Origin of the sequence: Streptomyces caeni (assembly GCF_042678285.1) — a bacterium.
Lineage (GTDB): Bacteria > Actinomycetota > Actinomycetes > Streptomycetales > Streptomycetaceae > Streptomyces > Streptomyces caeni.
Genome location: NZ_JBHUDX010000092.1, coordinates 907 through 17,874 on the forward strand (window position 1 = coordinate 907; position 16,968 = coordinate 17,874).

Annotated in this window: 16 protein-coding genes and 2 pseudogenes (1 of these 18 only partly in view); 13 read left to right on the forward strand and 5 right to left on the reverse strand. The window is 73.2% G+C overall.

Annotation, left to right across the window (positions count from 1 at the left end; genetic code table 11):
• Together ACFSL4_RS30210 and ACFSL4_RS30215 are read left to right on the forward strand one after the other, a co-directional pair.
• A protein-coding gene (locus ACFSL4_RS30210) for an aminotransferase class I/II-fold pyridoxal phosphate-dependent enzyme (RefSeq protein ID WP_381089856.1) crosses the window boundary here: on the forward strand, window positions 1-726 show its 3' portion. It extends 531 nt beyond the left edge of the window; 726 of the gene's 1,257 nt are visible here — the last part of the coding sequence; its start codon lies off the left edge, out of view; the stop codon is at window positions 724-726.
• Window positions 723-1,802, forward strand: a complete 1,080-nt coding sequence (locus tag ACFSL4_RS30215; RefSeq protein ID WP_381089859.1) for an MBL fold metallo-hydrolase — start codon at window positions 723-725, stop codon at window positions 1,800-1,802. The genes ACFSL4_RS30210 and ACFSL4_RS30215 overlap by 4 nt, the downstream gene beginning before the upstream one ends.
• Before the next feature lie 14 nt (window positions 1,803-1,816).
• Here the strand turns inward: ACFSL4_RS30215 and ACFSL4_RS30220 are convergent, their stop codons facing one another.
• On the reverse strand, window positions 1,817-2,440 hold the full coding sequence (locus tag ACFSL4_RS30220; RefSeq protein WP_381089979.1) for a DedA family protein: 624 nt from the start codon (window positions 2,438-2,440) through the stop codon (window positions 1,817-1,819).
• The gene (locus tag ACFSL4_RS30225; RefSeq protein WP_381089862.1) at window positions 2,440-3,213 is read right to left on the reverse strand and encodes an MBL fold metallo-hydrolase; all 774 of its coding nucleotides are present in this window, start codon (window positions 3,211-3,213) and stop codon (window positions 2,440-2,442) included. Before ACFSL4_RS30225 ends, ACFSL4_RS30220 begins: the two co-directional genes overlap by 1 nt.
• Window positions 3,214-3,296: 83 nt before the next feature.
• Here ACFSL4_RS30225 and ACFSL4_RS30230 point away from each other — a divergent pair, with 83 nt between their 5' ends.
• The 5 genes from ACFSL4_RS30230 to dnaK all read left to right on the forward strand — a co-directional run bounded on the left by ACFSL4_RS30230 (window position 3,297) and on the right by dnaK (window position 8,769).
• Entirely contained in the window at window positions 3,297-3,749 is a 453-nt protein-coding gene (locus ACFSL4_RS30230) for a hypothetical protein (protein WP_381089865.1), read from the forward strand.
• Between the two features lie 154 nt (window positions 3,750-3,903).
• A complete protein-coding gene (locus ACFSL4_RS30235) occupies window positions 3,904-5,964 on the forward strand; it encodes an alkaline phosphatase family protein (RefSeq protein WP_381089868.1) in 2,061 nt (686 codons plus the stop codon).
• Window positions 5,965-6,088: 124 nt separating this feature from the next.
• Window positions 6,089-6,223 (forward strand): hypothetical protein, encoded by a 135-nt coding sequence (locus ACFSL4_RS30240; RefSeq protein WP_381089990.1) that lies wholly within the window; start codon window positions 6,089-6,091, stop codon window positions 6,221-6,223.
• A 74-nt stretch (window positions 6,224-6,297) separates the two neighbouring features.
• A complete protein-coding gene (locus ACFSL4_RS30245) occupies window positions 6,298-6,723 on the forward strand; it encodes an OsmC family protein (RefSeq protein WP_381089871.1) in 426 nt (141 codons plus the stop codon).
• A gap of 171 nt (window positions 6,724-6,894) precedes the next feature.
• Window positions 6,895-8,769, forward strand: coding sequence for a molecular chaperone DnaK (dnaK, locus tag ACFSL4_RS30250; RefSeq protein ID WP_381089874.1), 1,875 nt, complete (start codon window positions 6,895-6,897; stop codon window positions 8,767-8,769).
• A 75-nt stretch (window positions 8,770-8,844) separates the two neighbouring features.
• Here the strand turns inward: dnaK and ACFSL4_RS30255 are convergent.
• Both ACFSL4_RS30255 and ACFSL4_RS30260 read right to left on the reverse strand, forming a co-directional pair.
• Window positions 8,845-9,648, reverse strand: a pseudogene (locus ACFSL4_RS30255) (SAM-dependent methyltransferase).
• Between the two features lie 53 nt (window positions 9,649-9,701).
• Window positions 9,702-10,565, reverse strand: coding sequence for a helix-turn-helix domain-containing protein (locus ACFSL4_RS30260; protein WP_381089877.1), 864 nt, complete (start codon window positions 10,563-10,565; stop codon window positions 9,702-9,704).
• Between the two features lie 174 nt (window positions 10,566-10,739).
• Here ACFSL4_RS30260 and ACFSL4_RS30265 point away from each other — a divergent pair, with 174 nt between their 5' ends.
• Window positions 10,740-11,504 carry a hypothetical protein gene (locus tag ACFSL4_RS30265; RefSeq protein ID WP_381089880.1) on the forward strand — a complete coding sequence of 255 codons (765 nt, stop codon included), beginning with the start codon at window positions 10,740-10,742 and terminating at the stop codon, window positions 11,502-11,504.
• Here ACFSL4_RS30265 and ACFSL4_RS30270 read toward each other — a convergent pair.
• The gene (locus ACFSL4_RS30270; protein WP_381089883.1) at window positions 11,490-12,317 is read right to left on the reverse strand and encodes a helix-turn-helix domain-containing protein; all 828 of its coding nucleotides are present in this window, start codon (window positions 12,315-12,317) and stop codon (window positions 11,490-11,492) included. The genes ACFSL4_RS30265 and ACFSL4_RS30270 overlap by 15 nt on opposite strands.
• A 185-nt stretch (window positions 12,318-12,502) precedes the next feature.
• Here ACFSL4_RS30270 and ACFSL4_RS30275 point away from each other — a divergent pair, with 185 nt between their 5' ends.
• From ACFSL4_RS30275 to ACFSL4_RS30295, 5 genes and pseudogenes are all read left to right on the forward strand, one after another.
• On the forward strand, window positions 12,503-13,663 hold the full coding sequence (locus ACFSL4_RS30275; RefSeq protein ID WP_381089886.1) for an RNA-guided endonuclease InsQ/TnpB family protein: 1,161 nt from the start codon (window positions 12,503-12,505) through the stop codon (window positions 13,661-13,663).
• Window positions 13,664-13,753: 90 nt separating this feature from the next.
• On the forward strand, window positions 13,754-14,821 hold the full coding sequence (locus ACFSL4_RS30280; protein ID WP_381089889.1) for an ADP-ribosylglycohydrolase family protein: 1,068 nt from the start codon (window positions 13,754-13,756) through the stop codon (window positions 14,819-14,821).
• An 88-nt stretch (window positions 14,822-14,909) separates the two neighbouring features.
• The gene (locus ACFSL4_RS30285) at window positions 14,910-15,212 is read left to right on the forward strand and encodes a 4a-hydroxytetrahydrobiopterin dehydratase (protein ID WP_381089892.1); all 303 of its coding nucleotides are present in this window, start codon (window positions 14,910-14,912) and stop codon (window positions 15,210-15,212) included.
• 11 nt (window positions 15,213-15,223) lie between these two features.
• Window positions 15,224-15,979 carry a class I SAM-dependent methyltransferase gene (locus tag ACFSL4_RS30290; protein ID WP_381089981.1) on the forward strand — a complete coding sequence of 252 codons (756 nt, stop codon included), beginning with the start codon at window positions 15,224-15,226 and terminating at the stop codon, window positions 15,977-15,979.
• Between the two features lie 12 nt (window positions 15,980-15,991).
• Window positions 15,992-16,935 (forward strand): annotated as a pseudogene (locus ACFSL4_RS30295) (helix-turn-helix transcriptional regulator).
• Window positions 16,936-16,968: the final 33 nt, after the last annotated feature.

The following is a 16,968-nucleotide window of genomic DNA, read 5'->3' on the forward strand; positions in this document are numbered from 1 at the left end:
GCCGAGGGGCTGCACCTGGTCAGCGACGAGACCTGGCGCGACACCCTGCACCGGCCGCACGACACGGTGCTGTTCAGCCCGGCCGAGATGCTCTCCGACCGGGTCGCCGTCGTCACCGACCTGGCGGGGCCCTTCCTCCCGGCCGGCTGGCCCGCCGCCGTCGCCCGCTTCCCGGCCACCGCCGACGGCGCCGGGCTGCGCGCCCGCGTCCTCGATGTGCTCACCGCGCTCGGTGCCCGGATAGCCGACCCGGTCGCCGCCGCGGCCGTGTACGTCCTCGACGAGCCCGCCGACGTGGCCCGGCGCCTGACCGAGGGTGTCGCGCTGCACGCGCGCGTGGCCGCCGCCGTGCACCGTACCGTCGTCGCCGCGGGCGCCCTCGCCCGGCCGCCGCAGGCAGGACGCCACCTCTACGCCGACCTCGACCCGCTGCGCGAGGCGCTCGGCGGGCACGGCGTCGGCGACGCACAGGAACTGGAGGACTTCCTCACCGCCCGGCTCGGCATGCCCGCACCCGGCGGCCACCGTTTCGGGGACGACCTGGCAGCGCTTCGCGTCCGCCTGCCCACCGGCCCCCTGCTCGGCACCACCGCCGAGGAGCGAGCGCAGTGCCTTCTCTCATCCGCGCCGTTGGAACTGCCACACGTGCAACGCGCGTTGATCCTCTTGGGATCGGTCTTCGACGATCTACGCGACGACGCTCAGCGACGGGAGTCTCCTCGATGACGCAGCAGTCCGAGCCGACCACGAATGCCGCTCAGGCGACCCGGTACCCGGGAGACCCGGCGTCCACGTCCTTGCTGAGCGAGGCCCCCGGGCCGGCGACCTCGCTCCCGCCGCTCGCCGAGCCGCGTCCGCTCGGCGAGCGCCGTATCTGGCCGCGCTCCTTCGCAAACCGGCTGACCGCCCCCCTGCCCGGCCTCAAGGCGTTCGCCCGCTTCGCCCGCGAGGGGGCGGTGCGGCCCGGGCCCGAGGGCCTCAAGGACATCCCCCTGCTGCCGTACGAGCCCGGCCCCCTGCCGCGGGCCGGCACGCGCACACTCGCCGTGTCCTGGGTGGGGCACGCCAGTTGGGTGGTGCGGATCGGCGGGCTGACCGTCCTCACCGATCCGGTCTGGTCCCGCCGGATCCTCGGCACGCCGCCCCGGATCACCCCCGCCGGCATCGCGTGGAGCACCCTGCCGCGCGTCGACGCGGTCGTCATCAGCCACAACCACTACGACCACCTGGACGCCCCGACCCTGCGCCGGCTCCCGCCCGGCACACCGATGTTCGTACCGGCCGGGCTCGCCCCGTGGTTCCGGCGGCGCCGCTTCACCCGCGTCACCGAGCTGGACTGGTGGGAGGGCGCCGAACTGGGCGGGGTCCGCTTCGACTTCGTCCCCGCCCACCACTGGTCCAAGCGCACCCTCACCGACACCTGCCGGTCGCTGTGGGGCGGCTGGATGCTGACGGCACCCGACGGACGGCGCGTGTACTTCGCGGGCGACACGGGATACGGCCACTGGTTCGAGCGGATCGGCCGCCGCTACCCCGGAATCGACCTGGCGCTCATGCCGATCGGCGCGTACGACCCCCGCTGGTGGCTCAGCGACGTCCACTGCGATCCGGAGGAGGCGGTCCGGGCGACGGCCGACCTCGGCGCGCGGCGGATGGCGCCCATGCACTGGGGCACGTTCGTGCTGTCGGCGGAGCCGGTCCTGGAACCGCTGACGCGGGTGCGGGCCGCGTGGGAGGAGGCGGGGCTGGCCCGCGAGGACCTGTGGGACCTGCCGGTGGGCGCGTCACGCGTGCTGGAGTGAGCCGGGCCCCGCGCTCACGGGGTGGGGGTGCGGCGCATCCTGCGCCAGACACCGGGCGCCGTGCTGATCGTCAGCGTCAGCGCCACCGCCGCCAGCACGCCCTGCCACGGCTCCGGGAACAGGGCGCCGCCGAGAATGCCGATCAGCTGGTAGGTCAGGGCCCAGGCGAGGCAGGCCGGGGCGTCGCCGCGGACGAAGCGGCACAGCGGCATCCGGGCCATCAGACAGGCGAGCATCACCGGGATGCGGCCCGCCGGGACGAGCCGGGAGACGGTGAGCACCGCGATGCCGTGCTCGCCGAGCTTCGCCTGCGCCTGGGCCAGCCGGTCCTCGGGGGCGCGGTCGCGGATCGTCTCCAGCCAGCGGGAACCGTTCTTCGACCGCATCCCGCGCTGGCCCAGCCAGTACAGCGTGACGTCCCCCAGGAAGGCCGCGAGCGAGGCGATGAGGAAGACCAGCGTGAGCGCGAGCGGGGCGGTGTGGTGGAGGGCGACGACCGCCGCCGAACTGACCAGGGCACCGGTCGGCACGACCGGTACCAGGGCACCGATCAGCACCAGCAGGAACAGCGACGGATAGCCGACCGCCTGCTGGGTGGACTCCGGGGGCACGGCGGTGCTCGCGGCGCCGAGGACCATCACCGGGCGGCCTCCGGTCGGACACTCTCGCCGTGGGAGAGCACATGCACCGCCACCTCGGGCGCGCGGAGCGCGGCGAGGCGCACGAATTCATTACCCGGCGCATGGAACTCATGGGGGCGCACGGCGTCCATGCCGATCGGCCAGTACGTGCCGTAGTGCACCGGCACCGCGCTGCGCGGCGCCAACCGGGCCAGCGCCCGCGCCGCGCGCCCCGCGTCCAGATGCCCCTCCCCGAGATACGGTCCCCAGCCGCCGACCGGCAGCAGCGCCACGTCGACCGGTCCGACCTCCTCGGCCATCGACTCGAACAGACCGGTGTCCCCGGCGAAGTACGTGCGCGCGTCACCCTCGACGACGAACCCGAGGGCCGGGGAGCGGTGCGCCCCGAACGGCAGCCGACGGCCGTCGTGCCGCGCCGGTACGACCCGTACGACCAGGTCACCGACCCGCACCTGGTCCCCGGGCAGCACCTCCGTGAGCCGCAGATGGCCGAGCCGGCGCAGCCCGGGCACCTGGTCCGGAGCGCCGCGCGGCACCAGGACCCGGGTGCCGGGCGCCAGCCGTGCCAGCGACGGCACATGCAGATGGTCGGCGTGCAGATGCGAGATGAGCGCGACGTCCGCGAGCGCCGCCTCGGCGGGCGGCGGGGCGCCGCGCCGCCGGCGCAGATGCGCGAGGCGGGGCGTGAACAGGGGGTCGGTCAGCACGCGCAGACCGGAGTCCTGGAGCGTGCAGGTGGCGTGGCCCCACCATGTGATCTCCACCGGCACTCCCTTGCCTCCTTCGTGCGACTCCCCCGAGCGTACGGGCAGGAGTAGGGTCGGCGGGGAAACCCTGAGGTGAGGGGGACTCCATGGGAGATGCGGACGGCGCCTCCGGTACGCGCGACGCCTCCGGCCGACCTGCCGCGGTCCGGGTCACGGCGATCGCCAGCCTGACGCCGCTGGAGGAGCTGGAGGCCAACCCCTTCCTCGTCGACTCCCGGGGCCAGCACGCCATGTGCGCGCGCTGGGCGGCCGAGCGGGGGTACGTGGTGACACGGGAACTTCTCGTACGCGGTCTGCGCCCCGATCACAACGCCCTGTGGTCGGATGTGGAGGCGGGTCTGGTCGACCTGTTCGTCGCCCCCAGCCGGCGCGTCCTGGAGCTGGCCCTGGCCTCCGTGGACGAGTTCACCGCGGAGTGCGCGCGCCGGGGCGTCCGCGTCGAGACGGTCGGCCGCGCGGAACCCTCGTACGACGCCCAGATGAAGGCCCGGGTGCACCGCCGTCTGTCGATGCCGACGGCGGGCTACGACGGGCGATGACCCGGTGGCAGCCGCCGCCGACCGGGGCGGGGCTCCGGCGGTCCCGGTCGGGGTGACGCGGCCCCCGGTCGGTGTGACAAGGTGGGGAGGGGCCCTCGGGGACCGACCGGGCCGGAACGTGAGGTGTGGTGTGGTGCGCCGGCGGTGGCGGAGCGTGCTCAGCGGGGTGTGGCGCAGCATCACCGTGTGGGCCGCGTCCACCGTCACCATGCTGGCCCTCGCCGCGGTCCTGCCCGACTTCCGGCTGGAGTCCGCGGGCGGCGACAGCGTGACCCGCGTCGCCGTGACCGCCGCGGCGGGCGCCGGGGTCTTCGGTCTGCTGTCCTCCCTGGTGTGGCCCCTGCTGGTGCGGCTGCTGCTGCTCGTGCCCGCGCTCGTCCTCGGGCTGCTCGTCTTCTTCCTCAACGGGTCCCTGCTGCTGGTCGCCCTCCGCATCAACCCCTCCGGGCGCGGCGAGGCGGCGCCCGAGACCGCCGTTGTGGTCGCCGCCGCGATGTCCGCCGTCGCCTCGGCGACCGGCGCCGCCCTGGCCGTGCGGGACGACGACGCCTACCGCAGGCGGCTGTACCGGCTCGCCGACCGGCGCCGCGGACGCTCCGGTCACAGGGCCGGGCCCGCCACTCCGGGAGCCCTCTTCGTCCAGCTCGACGGGGTGGGGCACGATGTGCTCAGGGCGGCCGTCGACAAGGGGATCATGCCCACCCTCGCCTCCTGGCTCGCTACCCGCGGCGGCCGTGGGCCCACGCACCGGCTCACCGCCTGGCGCACCGACTGGTCCAGCCAGACGGGCGCCAGCCAGCTCGGCATCCTGCACGGCTCCAACCACGATGTCCCGGCCTTCCGGTGGTACGAGAAGGAGCAGCGCGAGGTCGTCGTCTGCAACCGGCCGACGAGCGCCGCCGAACTGCAGCGCCGGGCCGTGGCGCGGACCGGTGACGGCGGACTCCTCACCGCGGACGGCGCGAGCCGCGGCAACCTCTTCAGCGGCGGCGCCGGCCAGCTGGCCCTGGTGCTGTCCGTCTCCGCGCGGCGCGGGAAGGAGAACCGTTCCCGCTCCGGTTACTTCGCCTACTTCAGCGACCCCGCCAACGCCGTCCGCACCGCGATGTCGTTCGTCGCCGACGCCGGCCGCGAGGTCGGCCAGTCGGCCCTGGCCCGCCTCAGGAAGCAGCGGCCGCGCGTCGGCCGCGGCGGCCTCTACCCCCTCGTCCGCGCCTTCGCCACCGTCGTCGAACGGGACGTCGTCGTCGCCGCGGTGATCGGCGACATGCTCGCCGGGCGCAGCGCGGTCTACGCGGACCTGGTGGCGTACGACGAAGTGGCCCACCACTCGGGTCCGCACAGCCGCGACGCCGAGAAGGTCCTGCACCGGCTGGACCGCTCGCTCGCGCTGCTCGCGCAGGTCGCCGAGCACGCTCCGCGCCCGTACCGGATCGTCGTCCTGTCCGACCACGGCCAGAGCCCCGGCGAGACCTTCCAGGGCCGCTACGGCCTCAGCCTCGCCAATCTGGTGCGGGCCGGCTGCGGGCTGCCCGTGCCGCGCAGGGCGGAGCACACCCACAGCGGAGCCGAGGCCCGCGCGGCGGTCCGGGCGGCACTGCACAGGCCCGTCGAGGAGAGCGGCGAGGCGCACCGTCCCGCACGCCGCTCCGAGCCCCTTGTGCTGGCCTCGGGCAACCTCGGGCTCGTCTCCTTCCCGGACGTGCCGCACCGGATGAGCAAGGAGGAGATCGACCTGCGCCATCCCGCGCTGCTGTCGACGCTCGCCAACCACCCCGGCATCGGCTTCGTCCTGGTGCGCAGCGAGGAGCACGGCGGGGTGGTGCTCGGGGCGCACGGCGCGCAGATCCCGGTCGGCCGGCTCGCCGACGGGGCCGGACCGCTCGCCCCCTTCGGGCCCGGCGCCGCCGACGCCGTACGCCGCACACACGCCTTCCCACACGCCGCCGACATCATGGTCAACTCCTGGTACGACCCCGTCGAGGGCGAAGTCCTCGCGTTCGAGGAGCAGATCGGCTCCCACGGCGGACTCGGCGGCGCCCAGGGGCGGCCGTTCCTGCTGTCGCCGGTGGCACTGTCCGACCCGGCCCCCGACGGCACCGAACTCGTCGGCGCGGAGCGGCTCCACCATGTCTTCCGGCGCTGGCTGCGCGAGTGCGGCGGCCCCCAGGTACCGCTGACCGCAGGCGAGAACGAGGACGAACGCGCCGCCTGACCGGCCGCGGCCGCGCCCGTGCACCGCCCGAATCCCGGCTGCGGCGGACGATCGGGCCACCCACACTGTCCGTGTCGGACCCCGCGCACCCGCGCCCCCACTCGCACACCCGAGGAGCCGCCGCGTGCGGGCAGCCGTCACCGTCATCACGGACGGGTGGTGCGACATCCCGCGGGTGCGCCGTGACCACGCCTGTCTGATCCCGCAGGGCGCCCGGCTTCCGTTCACCGCGCGCGGGCCGGTGTTCCGGGTGCGGTGAGCCGGGTGCCACGGGGAGATGTGTGATCGGATTGCACGGAACCCGGCAACGGGCCCCTACCGAAAGGAAGAACCGTGGCAACCACGCGCTCCGCACACACCGTCTGGGAAGGCAACCTGCTCGAGGGGAACGGCGTCGTCACGTTCGACTCCTCCGGCATCGGCGAGCAGCCGGTGTCGTGGCCGTCGCGCGCCGAGAAGGCGAACGGCAGGACCAGCCCTGAGGAGCTGATCGCCGCCGCCCACTCCAGCTGCTTCTCCATGGCGCTGTCGCACGGCCTGGCCGGCGCGGGTACCCCGCCCGCCAAGCTCGTCACCTCGGCCGACGTCACCTTCCAGCCGGGCGAGGGCATCACGGGCGTCCACCTCACCGTCGAGGGCACGGTCCCCGGCATCGACGAGGACACCTTCGTCGCCGCCGCCGAGGAGGCCAAGAAGAACTGCCCGGTCAGCCAGGCCCTGGCCGGTACGACGATCACGCTGTCGGCCAAGCTCGCCTGACCGTCGTCCGTCCTTCGGTGCCGCGCCCGTCGCGAGGGGGCGCGGCACCGCCGTTTCCGGGTACGTGAAAAGGACGGAGCGGGAGTCACGGGGACCGATCGGGGCATTGACAAGGGGCCACTCAAGTTTTGTGATGGAACGTGGGAACCTCCCTGGCGGAAGGGGACAGCGATGGCACGTGCGGTCGGCATAGATCTCGGCACGACGAACTCGGTGGTGGCCGTTCTGGAGGGTGGTGAGCCCACCGTCGTCGCCAACGCCGAGGGGGCGCGGACCACTCCGTCGGTCGTGGCCTTCGCCAAGAACGGCGAGGTGCTCGTGGGCGAGGTCGCCAAGCGGCAGGCCGTGACGAACGTGGAGCGCACCGCGCGCTCGGTGAAGCGGCACATGGGCGACGCGAACTGGCGTTTCCCGGACAAGGGGTCCATCGACGGCACCCGCTACCGGGCGCAGGAGCTGTCGGCCCGGGTCCTGCAGAAGCTGAAGCGGGACGCCGAGGCGTATCTGGGCGAGGACGTCACCGACGCGGTGATCACCGTGCCCGCCTACTTCGACGACGCCCAGCGGCAGGCCACCAAGGAGGCCGGGGAGATCGCGGGGCTGAAGGTGCTGCGGATCATCAACGAACCGACGGCCGCGGCCCTCGCGTACGGGCTCGACCGCGGCGAGGAGCAGACGGTCCTCGTGTTCGACCTCGGCGGCGGCACCTTCGACGTGTCCCTCCTGGAGATCGGCGACGGCGTCATCGAGGTCAAGGCCACCAACGGCGACACCCACCTCGGCGGCGACGACTGGGACCAGCGGATCGTGGACCATCTCGCGCAGCGCTTCAAGGGCCAGTACGGCATCGACCTCGGACGCGACAAGATGGCGGTGCAGCGCCTGCGCGAGGCCGCCGAGAAGGCGAAGATCGAGCTGTCGAGCTCCTCCGAGACGACCATCAACCTCCCCTACATCACCGCCTCCGCCGAGGGACCGCTGCACCTCGACGAGAAGCTGACGCGCGCTCAGTTCCAGGAGCTCACCGCCGATCTGCTCGACCGCTGCCGGACCCCCTTCCACCAGGCGGTCAAGGACGCGGGCGTGAAGGTCGCCGCGATCGACCACGTCATCCTCGTCGGCGGCTCGACCCGGATGCCCGCCGTCACCGATCTGGTCAGGGAACTGACCGGCAAGGACCCGCACAAGGGTGTCAACCCGGACGAGGTCGTGGCCGTGGGCGCGGCCCTCCAGGCCGGGGTCATCCGCGGCGACGTCAAGGACGTGCTGCTGCTCGACGTCACCCCGCTGTCGCTCGGCATCGAGACCAAGGGCGGCATCATGACCAAGCTCATCGAGCGCAACACGACCATCCCGACGCGGCGTTCGGAGATCTTCACCACCGCCGAGGACAACCAGCCGTCGGTCGGCATCCAGGTGTACCAGGGCGAGCGGGAGATCGCCGCGTACAACAAGAAGCTCGGCGTCTTCGACCTGACCGGGCTGCCGCCCGCACCGCGCGGGGTGCCGCAGATCGAGGTGGCCTTCGACATCGACGCGAACGGGATCATGCACGTCTCCGCGAAGGACCTGGCGACGGGCCGGGAACAGAAGATGACGGTCACCGGAGGCTCCGCGCTCCCCAAGGACGACATCGACCGGATGGTGCGCGACGCGGAACAGTACGCCGAGGAGGACCGCAGGCGCCGGGAGACCGCGGAGGCCCGGAACCAGGCCGAACAACTCGTCTACCAGACCGAGAAGTTCGTACGGGAGAACGAGGACCGCATTCCGGCGGACACCAGGGGCGAGGTGACGGCCGCGGCCACCGAGCTGAAGGAACTGCTCAAGGGCGAGCCCGACACGGCGGCGCTGCGGGCCGGCATCGAGAAGCTCGCCACCGTCAGCCAGAAGATGGGGCAGGCCATGTACGCCCAGGCCCAGCCGTCCGCCTCCGGCGGCCCGGGCGGCGAACAGGGCCCCGAAGAGGGCGGCCCCGGCGAAGAGGGCGTGGTGGACGCGGAGATCGTCGACGACGACAAGGACTCCAGGGGCGGGGCCGCCTGAGGGACCGGGCGGCGAACGGACGGTCCGGCGCGCGGAGGGACGGTCCGGCGCGCGGAGGGACGGACCCGCTCCGGTTCAGGACTTGCGCGCGACTCCCGCGTACACCGGCACGATGCCATCCGCCTGGGCTGCCACGTCCTCCGGGTCCGGCCGCCACCCGGAGACGGGGATCACCCCGGGGCCCAGCAGCTCCAGCCCCTCGAAGAAGCGCCGGAACTCGGCGAGGGACCGGGGGAAGAAGGGTGTGCCGCTTTGCCGGAACAGCCCGGCGGCCTTCTCGACCGCCTCGGGGTTCAGATCGGAGGTGACCTGCGACAGGACCAGACAGCTCCCGGGAGCGAGGGCCTCGACGTAGCGCGTGAGCAGACCGTGGACCTCGTCGCCGAGGTAGTGGGTCAGCGCGACCAGCGACAGCGCGACCGGCTGCCCGAAGTCCAGGGACTCGGCCGCCAGTGCGAGGATGGCCTCCGGGTCGCGGGCGTCCGCGTGGACGTAGGCGGTGGTGCCCTCCGCCGTGCCGTGCAGCAGCGCCTCGGCGTGCCGCAGCACGATCGGGTCGTTGTCGGCCTACACCACCCGTGCCCCGGGGGCAACCGCCTGCGCGACCTGGTGCAGGTTGGGCTCGGTGGGGATGCCCGTGCCGATGTCGAGGAACTGGCGCACGCCCCCCTCCGCCAGCGTCCGTGTGGCCCGTTGCATGAACCGGCGGTTGGCGCGCGCGCCGCGCCGTGCGGCCGGATCCGCGGCGAGGATCCTCCGGCCCAGCTCCTCGTCCACCGGGTGGTTGTCCTTGCCGCCCAGCCACCAGTCGCAGACCCGCGCGGGGTGGGGCCGGCCGGTGTCGATACGGGCGGGCACCGCCTCACGTTCGGTCGTCATACGGTCGCTCCTTGGGTGATGTGCCCGGGAAGGCGGGGCGTGTTCCTGAAGGGTCAGAAGGCGTCGCGGTACTCCCGCAGGACCGCTCTCGTGCGCTGGACGGAGGCCGCCTTCGCGGACATGTGGTCCAGGACCTCCAGGTGCATGGCCACCTCGGCGCGCGAGTCGAGGTAGAGCGCGCCGGTCAGGTACTCGCTGTAGACCATGTCGGGCAGTTCCGGCTCCGCGAAGCGGAACAGCACGAACGGGGTGTAGGTGCCCGGGTGCGGGCCGGTGGCGTACTCCGCGACCTGCAGGGTGATCCTGGGGTGCTCGGTGGCCTCAAGAAGCCGGTCGAACTGCTCGCGCATCACCTCGGAGCGGATGCTCACCGGGCGCCGCAGCACGGTCTCGTCCATGATCACCCAGAGGTGGGGCGGGTTCTTACGGGCGAGCAGCTCCTGCCGGGCCATGCGCAGGGCCACGTGCCGCTCGATGTCCTGCGGGCGGGCCTGCCCGACGGTCCCGGCCTCCAGCACGGCACGCGCGTACTGCTCGGTCTGCAGCAGCCCGGGCACGAAGTGCGGCTCGTACGACCGGATGATGCGGGCGGCGCCCTCCAGGCTCACATACAGACTGAACCAGTCGGGCAGCACGTCGTGGTAACGCTGCCACCAGCCGGGTCGGTTGGCCTCCTCGGCGAGCCGGACGAAGGCGGCAACCTCCTTGTCGGACACACCATACGTGGTGAGCAGCACCTGCACATACGGGATCTTCAACGCGACCTCGGCGGTCTCCATGCGCCGCACGGTCGCCGGGGCGACGCGCAGCACCTGTGCCGCCTCCTCGCGCTTGAGCCCGGCGGCCTCCCGAAGCTCCTGCAACCGCCGCCCGAGCACCACCTGGCCCACGGTGGGCGCAGGACGCCGCTCACTCACGCCACGCCTCCCCTACGCGTCGAACAACGTGAGCAGTGTGGCATGTTCGGGTGAAGGTCTCATGGGTTGAGGGTCCACAATGCTTCCGGGCGGCCGGGGCCGGGGGCCCTGCGGATGCCGGGGGAGACGGGGGAGGGGGCAGAACATGGCCAAGTCGAGGGCCGTGAAGCAGCGTTGGGAGGTGTCCCCGGGGGCGGCGACGGGCCCGCCGGCCTGCCTGTGGGCGTGCTGGGTCTGCTGGCCACCGCAGGCCTGCTGGTCACGTCGGTCTGGTCGTGGATGCCGTCGAGGGGAACGCCGCCGGGCTCGGTGCCGCCGCAGACCCAGCAGACCTACGTCGAAGCCCTGGACGGCGCGCGCAGGGCCCTGTTCAAGGGCCGTGTCACCTACGACGACGTGCACCGGCTGCACTTCCAGGCGGGGCAGGAGACCCGATTCCGGGTCGTCGTCTCGGGCGGCCGGCCGGCACCGGCCGACGGCAGGCGGGACTCCACGGTGTACGCCGGGGCCGACATCGGCGTCCGGCTCGCCTGCCACGGCGACGCCGGGTGCATGACGAACTCGTCGCGGCGGCAGCCCGTCCTGACCCCGAAGGACCGTGCCGAGTGGGTCTGGTGGATCACCCCGCACCGGGCGGGCACGGTGACCCTCACGGTCACCTCGTACTACCGCGACTCGGACGCCGTCCTGTTCGAGAAGCCGTTCGAACTGGAGGCGCAGGCCGCCGCCTCCCCCCGCGGCTTCTTCCCGTCCCTCTGGGACTGGCTCAGAGGCGGCTGGGGCGTGATCGTCGGCTTCATGACCGGCGTCGGAGCGATCTGGGGCACGGGGGCCCTGATCGTAGGAGCCGTGCGGCGCCGCCGCCGCGATGACGACCCGGCCCCCGGAGGGAGCGACGGCCCCCCGGGGCCAAGTGCTGACGGGTCACAAACCGAGTGACTGAAGGTACTTCACCGTCGCCGGGTCGGCGGGCAGGAACGTCTCGATGGCCAGTTCCGCCACCGTCACGTCCATCGGCGTGTTGAAGGTGGCGATCGACGAGACGAACGACAGCACCCGGCCGTCGTGTTCGATCTGCATCGGCAGCGCGAAGCGGGGCACCGTGCCGTCCGGCCCGGGGCCGCTCCGGCCGGGTACCGGATACGCCGCCACCTCCTCGTACAGCGCGCGCAGGGCGGCCGAGCGCTGCAGGGCGATCTGCCGGTCCATCTGCGCCAGCAGGTGGTCGCGCCACTCGCGCAGATTGCGGATGCGCCCGGCCAGGCCCTCGGGGTGCAGCGTGAGGCGCATCGCGTTCAGGGGCGGGGCGAGCAGATGGTCAGGGACGCCTTCCAGAAGCATCGTGATGCCGCGGTTCGCCGCCACCACGTCGTACCCGGCGTCCACCACCAGCGCCGGATAGGGCTCGTATCCCCGGATCAGCTGCTCCACGCCCGCCCGCAGCGCGTCCATCGACGGGTCGTCCAGCGGTGTCTCCGGATAGCGCGGGGCATACCCGGCGGCCAGCAGCAGCGCGTTGCGCTCGCGGACCGGCACGTCCAGGTGCTCGGCGAGCCGCAGCACCATCTCCTCGCTCGGCCGCGACCGGCCCGTCTCGACGAAGCTGATGTGCCGCGCCGACGAGCCGGCCCGCAGCGCCAGCTCCAGCTGGCTGACCCGTCGCCGCTCCCGCCACCCGCGCAGCAGCGGGCCGATGCCCGGGCCGGGAGGGGCCGGTGACGAGGCGTCGGCGCCGGACGCGACAACAGTCATAGGGCCTTTCCTTCGTGCATACCCCCGGCCTCAGCCGGGGGTGGGGGTACCTCCCGCTTGCGGGGGAGAAATGAAGCTCCTGCGTAGCGGCGCAGGAAGAGCCGGTTCGCCGCCAGGGCGGACCGGCGTTCATCGTTCACCAGCCGACACCCGCCACTCACAGGGGAACTGCTAGGTTGTGAGGCGTGGCGCGGCAGGTCAAGCGGGCCTTCAAGTACCGCTTCTGTCCCACGGGCGAGCAGGCAGCGGAGCTGTCCCGCACGTTCGGCTGCGTCCGCCTCGTCTGCAACAGGGCGCTGGAGGAGCGCACACGGGCCTGGTATGGCGAGCAGCGCCGTGTCTCCTGCGTGCAGTCGTCCGCAGCGCTTACAGGGTGGAAGAAGACCGAGGAACTCGCCTTCCTGACCGAGGTGTCGTCCGTCCCGCTCCAGCGGTCGCTGCGGCACCTTCAGACGGCGTTCGGGAACTTCTTCGCCAGGCGGGCCGAGTACCCGCGCTTCAAGTCGCGGAAGAAGTCCCGGGCGTCGGCCGAGTACACCCGCAGCGCCTTCAACTGGTGCGACGGGCAACTGACGCTCGCGAAGATGGCGGATCCCCTGGACATCCGCTGGTCGCGTCCGCTCCCTGAGGGTTCGGTACCGACGACGGTGACGGTCTCGCGTGACAGCGCCGGGCGTTGGTTCGTGTCGCTGCTGTGCGACGACGTGATCGCACCGGCTCCGGTCGCGGTGAACGCGGTCGGTATCGATGCGGGCATCACCTCGCTCGTGACCTTGTCGACCGGGGAGAAGGTCGCCAACCCGAAGCATGAGCGGCGTGACCGCGCCCGCCCGGCCCGCGCGCAGCGGGAGTTGTCGCGGAAGGCGAAGGGCTCGGCGAACCGGGAGAAGGCCCGCCGGAAAGTGGCCCGCGTTCATGCGCGGATCGCCGACCGGCGCCGCGACTTCCTCCACACGCTGTCGACTCGGCTCGTCCGTGAGAACCAAACGGTCGTGATCGAGGACATCACCGTCCGCAACCTGCTGAAGAACGGCCGCCTCGCGCGTGCCATCTCGGATGCGGCCTGGGCGGCTCTGCGCATGATGCTGGAGTACAGGTGCGCCTGGTACGGGGGCGAACTCGTTGTGATCGACCGCTGGTTCCCCAGCTCCAAGCTGTGCGGGGCCTGCGGTACGGTCCGCGAGAAGCTGCCGCTCAACGTGCGTGCGTGGACGTGCGACTGCGGCGCCGTGCATGACCGTGATGTGAACGCGGCGAAGAACATTCTGGCGGCCGGGCCGGCCGTGTCCGCCTGTGGAGCTGGTGTCAGACCTCAATGGAGTTCTCCTGAGGGCAGTCGGCGTTGAAGCAGGAACCCCTACAGCGCGAGCCGTAGGAATCCCCCTCGTTCACGAGGGGGAGGACATCAAGGGACGACCGTAGTCGAGGAGTGGTACATGGACGACCGGCTCACCCCGTTCTGGGAGGCCGCGGCGATCTACCGGGCCCGGGTGCGCGGCTGTCTCCTCGGGGGCGCCATCGGTGACGCCCTCGGGTATCCCGTCGAGTTCGCCTCCCTGGACCGTATCCGGGCCACGCACGGAGCCCAGGGCGTCAGCGGGCTCACCGCCGACGGCGAGGGCATCGTGGGCCGGGTCACCGACGACACCCAGATGACCCTGTTCACCGCGGAGGGGCTCCTGCAGGCACACGAGCGGGAGCGGCTCAAGGGCATCGGCGGCGGATGGTCCCGGCTGGTCCGGGACGCCTACGGACGCTGGCTCGACACCCAGCGCCTGCCCGGCCCGCCCGCGGGGGTCCGTGACGGCCTCGCCGCACAGCCCTGGCTGTACGCGCGCCGCGCCCCCGGCAACGCCTGCCTGTCCGGACTCGCCCAGGACTTCGTCCCCGACCCGGGGGCCGCGCTGGGACGGCCCGGTCCCGTCAACTCCGACTCCAAGGGCTGCGGAGCGGTCATGCGCTCGGCGCCTTTCGGCCTGACCCGGGCGAGCGCCGGCACCGCGTTCGAGATGGCCGCGCGCTGCGCCCAGACGACCCATGGCCACCCCACCGGCTACTACTCCGCGGGCGCCTTCGCCGCGATCGTGGCGTACCTCGTCGAGGGCGACTCCCTGGAGGGCGCAGTGCTGCGCGCGCAGCGGCTGCTGGCCCGCCACCCCGGGCACGAGGAGACCACGGCCGCGCTGGATCGCGCCCTCGGCCTGGCCGCCGAGGGCGCGCCGACGGCGGAGCGGGTCGAGACGCTCGGCGCGGGCTGGATCGCCGAGGAGGCGCTGGCCATCGCCGTGTACTGCGCCCTCGCCGAGCCGGACGTCCGCCGGGCCCTCCTGCTGTCCGTCAACCACTCCGGTGACAGCGACTCCACCGGCGCCATCTGCGGCAACCTCCTCGGCGCCCGGCACGGCGACCACCGGCTGCCGCAGGAGTGGCTGCAGGCCGTCGAGGGGCGCGCCGCCATCGCCGTGGTGGCGGACGACCTCGCCGCGGAATGCGTACGACACTGACGGCGCGGGCGCGCGTACGAAGCCGCGCCGAGGGGATGTGACAAGGTGGGCGGGCCACCCCCCCCGCGCCGCATGGAAGGAGCCGGTCATGCCCGTCGAACCGCTGTCGCAGAAGGAGGTCGAGGACCGGCTGGCGAAGCTGCCGGGCTGGTCGTTCGAGGGCGACCGGATCACCCGCTCCTACCGGCTCGGCTCGCATCTCGCGGCGACCGCGATGGTCGTGCACATCGCCCAGGTCCAGGAGGAGCTCGACCACCACTCCGACCTCACCCTCGGCTACAACACCGTTTCCCTGGCCGTGAGCACGCACAGCGCGGGCGGCGTCACCGAGCGGGACCTGGAACTGGCCCGCAGGGTGGAGGAGCTGGCGCCCGGGCACGGGGCGCAGTGAACGGGAGCACCATGCTCGACTACGACAAGGAGGCCGCGGCGTACGACGCGACCCGCGGGGGTGAACCCCGGGCGGCGGCGGCCGCGGACGCCGTGCTCGGGCTGATACCCGAGGGGGCGCGCCGGCTGCTGGACGTCGCCTGCGGGACGGGGATCGTGACCCGGAGGCTCGCCGCGCGACGGCCAGGGCTGCGGGTGACCGGCACCGACCTGGCGCACGCGATGACACGCCGGGCCGCGGCCCGGCTGCCCTGCGCCGTCGTCCTCGCCGACAGCCGCCGGCTGCCGTTCCGCGACGGCACGTTCGACGCGGTCACGAGCATATGGCTGCTCCATCTCGTCGACGGTCCCGAGGCCGTGCGGGCCGTGCTGGCCGAGTGCGCCCGGGTGCTGAGGCCCGGCGGTGTCTACGTCACCACCGTCGACAAGGCCGCCGCCCACGACGTGGGCAGCGACATAGACGCCGTGCTCGCCCCGCGCCCTCGCCGGCCCGCCCGCGACGCCGCGGACATGGTCGCGGCCCACGCCGCCGCGTGCGGTCTGGTCCCGTCCGGGCAGGCATGTTTCCCCGGTCTCGGCCAGGGCCGCAGCCCCCGCGGCGCCGCCGCCGACCTGAGGCGCGGCTGGTTCACCACCCTGACGCCGGGCGCGCCGCTCACCGAGCGCATGGCGGCGGCCCTGGAGGCGCTGCCGGACCAGGACCGGGCGCGCCCCGACCCGGTGTTCGCCCTGCGGGCGTTCCGCAAGGACCGCCCGCCTCTTCCCTGACATCATGTGGCGGTGAAGTCCAGCCGGCTCGTCTCCATCCTCCTGCTGCTCCAGACCCGCGGCCGGATGACCGCCGCCCAGCTCGCAGAGGAGCTGGAGGTGTCCGTGCGCACGGTCTACCGGGACGTCGAGGCGCTGCACGCGGCGGGTGTCCCGCTGTACGGCGACGCCGGGCACGCCGGCGGTTACCGGCTCCTCGACGGCTACCGCACCCGCCTCACCGGGCTGACCGCGGGCGAGGCGGAGGCCCTGTTCCTGTCCGGCGCCCCTGGCCCCGCCGCCCAGTTGGGCCTCGGCGCCGTCCTGGCCGCCGCCCAGCTCAAGGTCCGCGCCGCCCTTCCGCCCGAACTGCGCGCGCACGCCGACCGCATCGGCGGCCGCTTCCACCTGGACGCCCCGGGCTGGTACGCGGACGCCGACGAGGCCCCTGTCTCCCGGCCGTCGCCGACACGGTCTGGCACAGCCGTGTGCTGCGCGTCCTGTACCGGCGCTGGCGCGAACCCACCGACGTGGAGCGCCGCCTGGAACCGTACGGGCTCGTGCTGAAGGCGGGCCGCCGGTACGTCGTCGCCGGACCCGGACCGCGCACCTTCCGCGTCGACCAGATCCTTGAACTCGGCGCCACGGGCGAGGAGTTCGTCCGGCCGGAGGACTTCGACCTGGCCGCGCACCGGGCGGCGTACCGGCGTGGCTTCCACGACCGGCTGTACCGGCAGGAGGCCGTCGTGCGGCTCGCCCCGGGAGCGAGCCTCACCGGTCCCGCGGCCCGCGCCGTGGAGAGCGGCGGCCGCACGGACGAGGAGGGATGGACCGTGGCCACCGTCCCCATCGAGTCCGTCGAGCACGCACATGACGAGTTCCTGCGCCTGGGCACGGTGATCGAGGTCCTGGGGCCGCCGGAACTGCGCGCCCGTATCGCGGCGACCGTGACCGCCCTCGCGCGCGCCTACGCGTAGGGCCCGCCCACCGGGCGGACCCCTGTGCGGGTG